Source organism: Paenibacillus sp. GYB003 (assembly GCF_036577625.1).
GTDB lineage: Bacteria > Bacillota > Bacilli > Paenibacillales > NBRC-103111 > Paenibacillus_AB.
Genome location: NZ_JARBDC010000084.1, coordinates 85513 through 95785, shown reverse-complemented (window position 1 = coordinate 95785; position 10273 = coordinate 85513). Strand labels below are relative to the sequence as shown.

The window sequence follows — 10273 nt, the reverse complement described above, 5'->3', positions numbered from 1 at the left end:
TTGCGGAAAAGGAGCGACTGCCGTGCAAGGCGGGCGGCCTCAAACCGGTCGGCGACGCCCGCCTTAGGGCACGGTCCCGTTAACAAGACTCGATACTTGCAATCGTCCTTCTGATACAGTCGAAGATGCGGTCATGGCCTTGCTGGGTAAAGTGGATCGCGTCGAAAAACCAACCCGAAATATCCGTGCCCGATCGCCACTCCGCTACGATCTCCCGTTCGGCATCGGCCAGCGGAATGCCGCGTGCGGCCGCAAATTCCCGCAGGCTGTCGTTGAAACGGTCAAACGTGGCGGGAAATGCTGCGTCGGCTACCGGCTCGGTCCAGCCGTACGTTTGTCCGGACATAGTGGATAACGGGCCCGACGTCCAGAGCAGGCATGCGATGCCGAGCTCCTCCGCACGGGTTAGCATCCGCTCCATATTGGCCCGGTAGTCGTTCAACGGTACCGGTCTTTTCCAATCGTTAATGCCGAAATTGAGGACGAGCAGGTCCGGCCGCAACGAGCCGACGTTCCGTTCGAACGAATCCGACCCATTAGCGCTCGTCCATCCTCCCTTACCGCAATTATGGACGACCGCCTTAGGATTCAGGCTCTGCAGATGCCTTCTCAGCTTCAGAACCCACGAGCCGTGAATGAGCTCCGCATTCATTCCCGCGTCCTTCGCCTCATACCATCCTTCGGCTACGCTGCCGTACGTCCAGCTGTCGCCATACGCCACTACCGTAACCGGTTCCCCGTTCATCAGCCTGCTCTTCCAATAGCGGCTCCCGCCGATCTCCGCCGGCTTTTTTCCAACACCCACGGTTCTTCACCTATCTTTCTCCTTATCCCGGCCCTCCGCCTATGCCGGTCAATGCCTATTCGCCGTGCAGCTCGGAAAGCGCGATTTTGCGTATCTTCAGCCTCGTCAGGCAAATGCCGTCCTCGGCCTCGCCCGCACAATACGCAAGCAGCACGGCGCTGCCGGTAAAATGAATCGCGACGTAGCAGCAGCCGTTGCCGTCCTCTTCCCGTTCAACCGCGAAGTGGCCGCTCCACGTCCGGCCCTCGTCCTTGCTGACCGCTCCGATCAGCGGCGTCCGGCCCCAGCTGTGCTTCTCCAGCTTGCGCGTATTGTAGGCCGGTATCGGGTTCCATACGGCGAGCAGCTCGCCGCTTCGCGGATTGCGCTTCATGGACAGCGGCGAGCACGGCGAAGTGAAGGCCGACGGCATCGGCGCGCTCCACGACTCGCCCCCGTCATGGGAGAACGTCTCGTACTGGCAGCCGAGATCGGTGCGCGCCCAGCCCCAGAGCGTGCCGTTCGCCAGCTCGATCAAGCCCGGCTCCTGCATGTCGCTGCGCGAATTCGGCGAGCCGATCGAAACAAAATTTCGCGCTTCGCGCCAAGTCGCCCCGTCGTCGTCGGACAGGAAGAAAAACGTAATCGAACGGCCGTCGAATTTCCCCCATTCGGTATCGCCCGTTTTCATCCGGTGATAGCCTGCCGGGACGACCAGCCTGCCGGACGAAAGCCGGACGACTCGGTCGTTGTTCGTCACATAATAGCCCATGGCCGGCACGCAGCATACCGGCTCGCCCCATGTCGCGCCTTCGTCCGACGAGCGCCGCACATGCAGCCGCATATCGTGCCAGCCGTAGCGCAGCAAATAAAACAGCCCGATATCCCCGTTGCGCATCCGCAGCAGCGATACGCTCATAACGTTGCGGGCGTCATGATCTTCCGGCTGCGCGATGACGGCGTCGCCCGTCCACGAATCGCCTCCGTCGGACGAATAGCGCACCGCGATGCACGCTTTCGCATAATCGTCGGCGGAATCGCCGGTAAACCGGCTGTAGGCGAACATCAGCCTGCCGTCCCGGAGCTCCAGGAAAGCCCCTTCGCTGTTTCGCGGATTTCCCGGTCCGGGACGCAAATCCAATACGATCTTGCCCAACTGCTCCATACGTTCTCCACTCCTTCGGTTGATTAGCCCTTCAGCGAGCCGGTCAATACGCCTTTCACAAAATGCTTCTGCAGAAACGGATAAACGAACAAAATCGGCAACGTCGTCACCACGATCATCGCACCCCGCAAGCTTTGCGCCGTCGGTTTGTCGGCCACCCCGTTCAGCATCTCCGCATCGAGATCCTGGCTGGAGAAAGACAGCACGATCCGTCTCAGCAGCACCTGCACCGGCATCAGGTTCGGATCGTTGATGTAAATGGTGGCGTCGAACCAGGCGTTCCAATGCCCGACGGCGTAAAATAAACCGATCGTCGCGAACGTAGGCAGACTGAGCGGAAAGACGATGCGCGCAAGAACGGTCAGCGGCCTCGCCCCGTCGATCGTCGCCGATTCGATCAAGCTTTCGGGAATTTGCGCGAAAAAGTTTTTCATGATCAGCAGGTTCCAGGCGCTGATGAGTCCGGGCACGATCATGACCCAGAACGTATCGGTCAAATGCAGAAACTTGAGCAGCAAATAGGTCGGAATCAAGCCGCCGCCGAACAGCATCGTAATGAACACGATCGTAATGAACCCGTTGCGCCCCGGCATATCTTTTCTGGACAAGCCGTACGCGAGCATCGACGTGAACAGCAGGTTGAGCGCCGTGCCGACGACGACCCGCAGAAACGTAATCCCGTAGGCGTGATACAGCATCGAGCCTTCCGACAGCAGCACCTTGTAGGCGCTAAAATCGAGCCGCTCCGGGATCAGGATGAAATTCCCCCTCCGGATCAGCTCGCTTTCCCCGACGAACGACGTTGAGACGATCGCCAGAAAAGGAACGACGAACGCCAGCGACAACAGAACGAGGAACGCGTAGTTGAACGTCTGAAAGGCAGCTTCGCCGCCGCTTGGACGTCTTCGGGCCGTTTTCGGCTTCATGCTACCAGATCCCCTCCTGCCCGAATTTTTTGGCCAAATAGTTCGTGCCTACGACGAGGACGAGCGCGATCACCGATTTGAACAAGCCGACCGCGGAAGCGAACGAATAGTTGACCTCGACGAGCCCTTTCCTATACACGTACGTATCGATAATGTCGGCGACCTCGTACACCGGCGGCGAATAGAGCAGAAACACTTGCTCGAAGCCGGCATCCATTATATGGCCGATCGACAAAATGAGCAAAATGATCGCGATGTGGCTGATGCCGGGGAGCGTAATATGCCAGATTTGCTTGAAGCGTCCCGCTCCGTCGACTTTCGCCGCCTCGTACAGCTGCTGATCGATGCCGGCGATGGCCGCCAAATAAATGATCGTGCTCCAGCCGACTTCCTTCCAAATGCCCGATACGACAAGCACCGAGCGGAAATACGCCGAATCGGTCAAAAAAGGAATCGGCTCGACGCCGAACTGCTGCAGCAGTCCCTTGATAAAGCCGTCGTCCGCGCTCAGCAAAGCCGTCAGCAGACCGGCCACGATGACCATCGACAAAAAATGGGGCAAATACGAGATCGTCTGCACGACCCGTTTAAAACCCGCGTGCCGCACCTCGTTGATGAGCAGAGCGAGCAGGATCGGCGCCGGAAAGCCGAATACGATCCGATAAAAGCTGATCGCCAGCGTGTTGCCCATAATATCCCAAAAATAATAGGATGAAGCGAAATCGCGAAAATGTTTCAGTCCTACCCATTCCGCCGAAAAAATGCCCTTCCAGCCGTCGAACGGCGCTACCTGCTTGAACGCGATCATAATGCCGTACATCGGTCCGTAATGAAAAACAAGAAAATACAGCATGCCCGGAATGACAAGCGCATAATGCAGCTTATGCTTCTTGATCAATCGCAACGTCTTTGCATTCAATGGCTGACCAACTCCGTTTCCTCCCGTCAAAGCCGGCCCGATTCAAGCCCGGAGGAGGGCTGCCGGCCGAACCCCCCTCCGCTTGCCGGCGTTAGTTGCCCTTTACCCGGTTATATTCCGCCGTATACGCTTCGATCCACTTGTCGAGTCCGGCCTTGGCAAGCTCTTCGACGAACTTGTCGTACTCGCCGATCGGTCTGGCCCCGGTAATGAACTTGATCGTTTCCTGTTCGATCATGCGGGCGATGTCTCCGGATGTCGGCACTTTTTCGTTGATCGTCTTCGCGTCGAACTTGTATTCCGTATCGGCGAGGCCGGTCTTTTTCACCCGGTTCATGTTCGTAATATAGTTCCGGATAAAGTCGTACTGCGGTCCGAACGAAGGATCGTTTTTCTCGTATTGCACCGTATAGGCGAACGTCAATCCCGGTATCAAATCCCCCATGTAGTCGGTATTCAAGCCTTCGATCATCTTTTTCTCCTTATCCGTATACTTCCAATGTTTGCCTTGGATGCCGAAAAAGAGCGTGAAGTAATTTTCGATATCCGAGTGCACCCAGTCGATCAGCTTGATGGCCGCTTCCGGGTTTTTGGCGTTCTTATTGATCATGATTCCGCCCGTGCTGACGCCTCCCAGCGTCGTCAAATTGCCGGCCGGCCCTTTCAGCTCCGCGGCTACGCCGTACTTCGCTTCCGGGACGTTTTGCCGGAGCAGATACTCGTTCGCGGTAATCGTCGTGTTCCATACGACGCCCGAGGCGACGCGGTTTTGCTTCACAAGCTCGATCTGGCGGGTCCGGTTGGAGGAGAACGCCTCTTTGAAAATATAGCCTTTCTTGTACCAGTCGGCCATTTTGGCGACAAACTCGCGGTAGCCGGGATGCAGCTGCGGCGGTTTCACTTTGCCGTCCTTGTCGACCCAGTTGCCGTAGCCGATATCCATAAAGCCCGCGGCAAACCCGCCGTTCAAGGAAGCGAGGTCGGTAAGCAGCGGGATCGTCTGGCCGGAGCCCGCAGGGTCTTGATCCTTAAACGCCTTCAGGACGTGTTCATATTCGTCGATCGTCTTCGGCATTTGCAGATTGAGCTTCTTCAACCAGTCTTCGCGCAAAAGCACGCCGTTGCCTGCGACCGGAGCGCCCGTCGGGATCCCCCAAATTTTCCCGTCCGAAGTGGTCAGCGCCTCCCACGACGTCTTCCACTCGGCCGGCCACAGCTTGCGGATGTTGCTCCCGTATTTGTCCAGCAGATCGCCGATCGGCCGGACGGCCCCGTTCGCCTGATGGGTCGTCATCGAGCCCGCGAAAATATCGAGCGGCTCGTTGGAGCCGAGCAGCACGTTCAATTTGTCCGCTTCCGAACCTTTGGGCGGAATGATCGGTACGATTTCGATGCCGATTTTGTCCATGACGACCTTTTTGACTTCCTCCACCGCTTCCGGTTTGCTGACCGTGTTGCTGCTGGACAGATTGCCGAAATTGGCGTACACGTACACCTTTTCGATTTTTTTGGCGGCGCCCTGATTCGTCCCGTTTCCGGACGCTTCCGGTTTTCCTTCCCCTTTGTTGCCGGACGTGCATCCCGCGACGGCTCCCGCCAGCAGCGCCGCCGCCGCCAACGAAATTGTCCTCTTTCTGTCGAACATGCAAGCTACCCCTTTCGTAATCGTTTTCAACCATGCCGGCAATGCGTTTCGCGACGACGCACAGTGCACTGTGATTGCCAGTATAGGCCGCGAGGCTCCGCAAGGGAATGCCGCAGCGATGACCTCGGCCCCCTTCGCGATGACTTTTCTCATCATCGCGGTATGCATGTCATCGTTGCGGCATCCGCAAATGGACGTTTTACGGCTCGCTTCGCGCCTTGCGGTACTCGCCGGGGGTCATGCCGACGCATTCGCGGAACAGCTTGATGAAATAATCGCTTTTCAAATAGCCGACCCGTTCGCCGATTTCCTTGATTTTCAAATCCGTTTCGAGCAAAAGTTCCTTGCCTTTGTCCATACGCGCTTTCGTCATGTAATCGGTAAACGATTGCCCGGTGTGTTCCTTGAAAATCCGGCTCAAATACGAGGGATTGAGACGAAGCCTGTCGGCGATCTGGACGAGCGACAGCGGCTTGTCGAGCTCGCTGCGGATGATTCGGACCGCTTGGTCGACGTACCGGTTGTTTTTCTCCCGGAAAGCCGTACCGAAGCCGGAAGCCAGCGCCGCAACCAGCTTACGCAGCCACTGCACCGCTTCTTGAAGATCGTCTTTATGGAGAAGCGTTTCGTACAGGTTGTTTTTCTCGCCGGCCAGCGCGGACAGATCGACGTTCGATCGGCCCGAGGTCGCGACCAGGCTGCCGAGGAGCCGCATGAGCGCGTATTGGATTTGGCGGACGTGCACCCTTCCGTTCTCCCCGCTGATCTCCCTGACGATCTGATCGACAAGCCGCAGCGCCTGTTCCGCATCCCCGTTCATAATGTACGTGTTCAGCGCCTCTTCTTTGTCGGACGGATAATGGAGCGGCGCGGTCCCTTCCAGCCTGACGTCCTCAATATAAATGACTTGGCCCGTGCCGACGATTCCCCGGTACCGCAGCGCCTCGACCGCCTCCGCGTACGCTCCGGCGAGTTCGCTCGCGTGAGCGCACGGCTTGCCGATGCCGATGGAGCAGCCGATCCCGAGCCGTTCCCCGATCGTGCGGATCAACAGGTCCGCGCTGGCGAACAAGTCGGAGAGCGCGTCGGGGCCGCCGTTGACGATTACGACGAATGTCCCGTCCGCAGCTTCGCACACGATCCGTTTCCAGTCCGCGGGAAGGACCGATCCGATCGTATCCGTCAGGCGCACCTTGTCAAGGCTTTCGCTTTCCGCATCGGCCAGCCGGCCGTCCGGGCGTTCCGGCATGACGGCCATCAGCAGCAGACGCTCCAATTCGATGTCGAAGCCGAGATAGTCGAGCCGCTCCCTCATATATTCGCTTTCGTACGCATGCTGGCGGAGCAGCGAGCGGACGAACGATTCTTTATAGGCCGGCAAGCTTTCCTTGAGCCGGTGCCGCAAGCTCCACCGGTCCTCGAACGCCTCTTCGAAGCTGCTGCGGATCACCTGCCATTCGCCCGTCGCGACGCTTGCGTAGCGGTCGTCCGTGCTTTTGATAAACTGCAGCATACGGCGGATCGGCGCATACAAATGACGCGCGAGCAGCAGCGCCAGCAGGCAAGCGGCGGAGGCCAGCACGCAGCTGTACAGCGCGATCATGCTCATGACCTTGTCGACGCTGCGGTACAACTCGCCCAGCGGCGAAGCGAAAACGAACGTCCAGCCGAGTCGATCCGATTTGACCCATGTGACAAACAGACGCTCCCCGTCCGCCTCCTCCTCGAAAAAGCTCGGCCCGCCGCCGTTTTCCTTTTGCCAGAACGGGCTGTTGCCGATCCGGACGTTCACCGGATTCCCGGAATCGTAGAGCATCGGCTTTCCGCCGGACGACAAAACGAAGAAAGGGCGGTTCGTTTCGCTGCCCGTTTTGCGCACGAAGCTCTCGTAAATTTGGTCCGCGTCGAGGTTGATGACGAGCACGTTTCCTTGGATCGACGTTTTGTATACGAGCGGAATCACGTTCAGGGCGGCGCCCTCCGCCGTCTTGGCGCTCCTCATGTCGAGAATCATCGGCAGCGCCGGATCGCCGGCCGGGAACCGGTTCCAGCCTTCGTCGTAGAAGCGGTCGGGATCGTACACCAGCAAATCGGACGTCATGATCAGTTTTTTGACGCTGTCGAAGTAATAGACCGAATGGATGAACTCGTTCGACAGCTTCAAGGCGCGCAAGTTGCTTAGCGCCTGTTTTTTGCCGTTCAAGTAAGATTCCAGCGCGGGCAAGTCCTCGTCCTGCAGCTCCCCCGTCAGCATTTCGTAGTACGCGCCGCGCGGAAACAGCTCGAATTGGCGCATCGTCGTGCCTTCCAGCGTCAACTGCCGAAAGCTGTTCCCGATTTGATCGATCATCATTTCCATCGCATTGGCGGTCTGGTTCAAATAGCTGCCGTTGGCCTGGCGCAGCTCCTGCTGGACGGAGGATTTGACGTTCTGGTAATAGACGATGCTGGTTGCGAGCATGGGCAGCAAAGACAAGATCAGCGTAACGGCGATCACTTTGTAGTAAAAATGGCGCGTTTGAACGTTATGAAGCCATTTCATGCGCATCCGGGCGTCACCTCGAATCCGGTTATGATGTAAACGATTGCATTAGGGCTGATGACAATTCCCGCCAAGCCGCCCCGCCCCCTCTGTATGATGGTATGACCAAAATAATGGCGTTACTCTAAGAGTAGCCCATCGGCCGGAAGGAGGCAACCGTGAAAGCGCCGTTTCGTACGGTAATTGCCCGGATGCCGCTGTCCGCTCAAGAAAAGCGGCGCATACCGCAACGATGACATCCATACCACGATGACGAGAAAAGTCATCGCGAGGGGGCCCGGGTCATCGCTGCGGCATTCCCTTGCGGAGCCCCGCGGCCTACACTGACAATAACAACATCTCTAAAATGAAGTACGGCGCAACGGTCAATCACGTATTTGAAGTGCATGATGCCGCTTATTATGTGCGCGACACCTTGTATGTCCGGTCCGGCACTTCTATTGAATTTTTGGGTAATGCCGCGATTTTCTTCGACCCGACGACATCCAGAGATTTATTTAGCCCGAACTATGAGGAAATGGCGGACGCTTTTGCGGTAAAAACCGGATGGAATGCGCAAACCATAGTAGGCGTCCGGTTCAAAGGCGGGGTTTTCGTTGGAAACGTCACCAAAACCTCGACCGTTCACGCTAACAGATGCTTTAATGGCGCGAATGCTTACAAATGGGTTCTCGATAATGTGCTTGTCGAGCGGTTTGCAATCGGCTGCCATCTGTACCCGCTGGATACTTCCCCGTGGACCGGCACCCGTCGGGGCAACTTCTATGAAAACGAATTGCGAAACTGCGCATTCCACGAATGTTTGCTGGGGTTCTGGAACCAAGCCAACGTAACGCAATGCACCAATTTAACGGTTGGCGGCGGTTATATTGTCAGAGGAGCAGGCGCTGCAAACATTGCAGACTACTACGTACGCAACGAGGGCGGAGGTTTGTCCGTAAACGGTTTCAATGACGCGCATGCCGGAGCCGCCGTAAAACCTGCCAAGGCGGTTGTGTACGATACGTGCGCCGGCTCGTTCTGGGGCGGAGGGTATACCGAGTATTTCAACTGCTTCTTTGAATTAAACCCGGTCCACCGCTGGGGCGGCTTTGCTTTCAAGTCGAATGTGACTTATAAAGAAACGGAAGATTGCTACATTAAATTCACGGAAGGTTACTTCGCCAAGTATGACTATGCCGCAAAAACTTGGACGGAGACGGATAACCCGACCGAGGGGCACAACCAATTATTAATGTCGTCGGCTTTCGACTTCGGACGAAACCCGCAGCTTATTGACGATTTTTTTGAGTTCCTGCCTCAGTACGATTTCAAATACGGCATGTATGGCGTTCGCATGAACGGGAATACCGTCAATAAAAAGCTTGTTTACGATGTTAAGCGTTTTGAATCGACATGGACGGGTTTTACAAGCAGGAACGGCATTCGTTTGTGGAATAAAGGGAACGAGTCTGCAGAGCTTGCTTTCCCTATCAAAAACAAGCAGCTGGACGCATATGTTTGTATTCTTTACAGGGAGATCGCGCCTTTCGATCCGCGCAACTTTAAGCTGAACGTTCTGGAGTACAACGGCACGAACAGACGCATAACCGTCGGCGACGACATTGTCGATTACGGCAACGGATGGAAATTAGCGACGGTCCGTAACCTCAACGAGCTTGTCAATACAGGTAATTTTATTATCACTTTGCCGGTCGGCGCCCGTATCGAAATCGAGCACATCGGGGCTTACGCAAACGGATTCCCGATTGCTCCCGTTTATATGCAGGACGAACCGAAGGTCGACAGCCGGAACGCATTCAGTCTGAACGCGAATTATAGCGGCGGCAAGTTTGCGGTCGGCGACTTCATGTATCCGGTCAATACGACAAATTCAAGCCATGTCGCACTTCATGAGCAAAACATTGACTTTAGTCTTTGTGTCCAAGAAGGCACCTTAAAGCCGCCGTCCGATATGGTGCAATACAGTCAATTGGCAACAGCCGCAGCGGTCGCAACAGCGGCCCCGAATATTGTAAATCTGGCAACCGGTTCGGTTGCTCAATCGTTTGCGTCGGTCGGTCACGTTGTGGATGCGTTTTTCGGAGGCAATCTGAAAGGCACGCGTATATATGCGAAAGTGACCGCGGCCGACACCATTACCGTTTATCATGAAAACCCGACGTCGGCGGCCGTAGAGGTGTCCGCAGCGACGTTAACGCTGATCGTCTATACAAGCGGCAACGAGATGGCGTAACAACCGCCGTTCGCCGGAGAACGGGAAAAAGCCCCGGCTTGTGCGCAGGCCGGGGC

General features: G+C 56.6%; 7 protein-coding genes. 1 reads left to right on the top strand and 6 read right to left on the bottom strand.

Annotation, left to right across the window (positions count from 1 at the left end):
• Positions 1–79: 79 nt before the first annotated feature.
• The 6 genes from PV407_RS26680 to PV407_RS26655 form a co-directional block, all read right to left on the bottom strand.
• Positions 80–805 (bottom strand): SGNH/GDSL hydrolase family protein, encoded by a 726-nt coding sequence (locus PV407_RS26680; RefSeq protein WP_332093045.1) that lies wholly within the window; start codon positions 803–805, stop codon positions 80–82.
• A 55-nt stretch (positions 806–860) separates the two neighbouring features.
• Positions 861–1949, bottom strand: a complete 1089-nt coding sequence (locus PV407_RS26675) for a sialidase family protein (RefSeq protein ID WP_332093044.1) — start codon at positions 1947–1949, stop codon at positions 861–863.
• Between the two features lie 23 nt (positions 1950–1972).
• Positions 1973–2875, bottom strand: a complete 903-nt coding sequence (locus PV407_RS26670; protein WP_332093043.1) for a carbohydrate ABC transporter permease — start codon at positions 2873–2875, stop codon at positions 1973–1975.
• A gap of 1 nt (position 2876) precedes the next feature.
• On the bottom strand, positions 2877–3794 hold the full coding sequence (locus PV407_RS26665) for an ABC transporter permease (protein WP_332093042.1): 918 nt from the start codon (positions 3792–3794) through the stop codon (positions 2877–2879).
• A gap of 91 nt (positions 3795–3885) precedes the next feature.
• Positions 3886–5439, bottom strand: a complete 1554-nt coding sequence (locus PV407_RS26660) for an extracellular solute-binding protein (RefSeq protein ID WP_332093041.1) — start codon at positions 5437–5439, stop codon at positions 3886–3888.
• 199 nt (positions 5440–5638) lie between these two features.
• Positions 5639–7987 carry a helix-turn-helix domain-containing protein gene (locus tag PV407_RS26655; RefSeq protein WP_332093040.1) on the bottom strand — a complete coding sequence of 783 codons (2349 nt, stop codon included), beginning with the start codon at positions 7985–7987 and terminating at the stop codon, positions 5639–5641.
• A 340-nt stretch (positions 7988–8327) separates the two neighbouring features.
• Between PV407_RS26655 and PV407_RS26650 the strand changes: the two genes are divergently transcribed.
• Positions 8328–10217: a hypothetical protein gene (locus tag PV407_RS26650; RefSeq protein ID WP_332093039.1), complete on the top strand. Its 1890-nt coding sequence runs from the start codon at positions 8328–8330 to the stop codon at positions 10215–10217.
• Positions 10218–10273 lie beyond the last annotated feature (56 nt).

What these genes read in the sequence shown, in the direction of transcription:
- PV407_RS26660 (WP_332093041.1), bottom strand. Translation starts at nt 5,439, where the DNA reads ATGTTCGACAGAAAGAGGACAATTTCGTTGGCGGCGGCGGCGCTGCTG.
- PV407_RS26655 (WP_332093040.1), bottom strand. Translation starts at nt 7,987, where the DNA reads ATGCGCATGAAATGGCTTCATAACGTTCAAACGCGCCATTTTTACTAC.
- PV407_RS26650 (WP_332093039.1), top strand. Translation starts at nt 8,328, where the DNA reads ATGAAGTACGGCGCAACGGTCAATCACGTATTTGAAGTGCATGATGCC.
- PV407_RS26675 (WP_332093044.1), bottom strand. Translation starts at nt 1,949, where the DNA reads ATGGAGCAGTTGGGCAAGATCGTATTGGATTTGCGTCCCGGACCGGGA.
- PV407_RS26670 (WP_332093043.1), bottom strand. Translation starts at nt 2,875, where the DNA reads ATGAAGCCGAAAACGGCCCGAAGACGTCCAAGCGGCGGCGAAGCTGCC.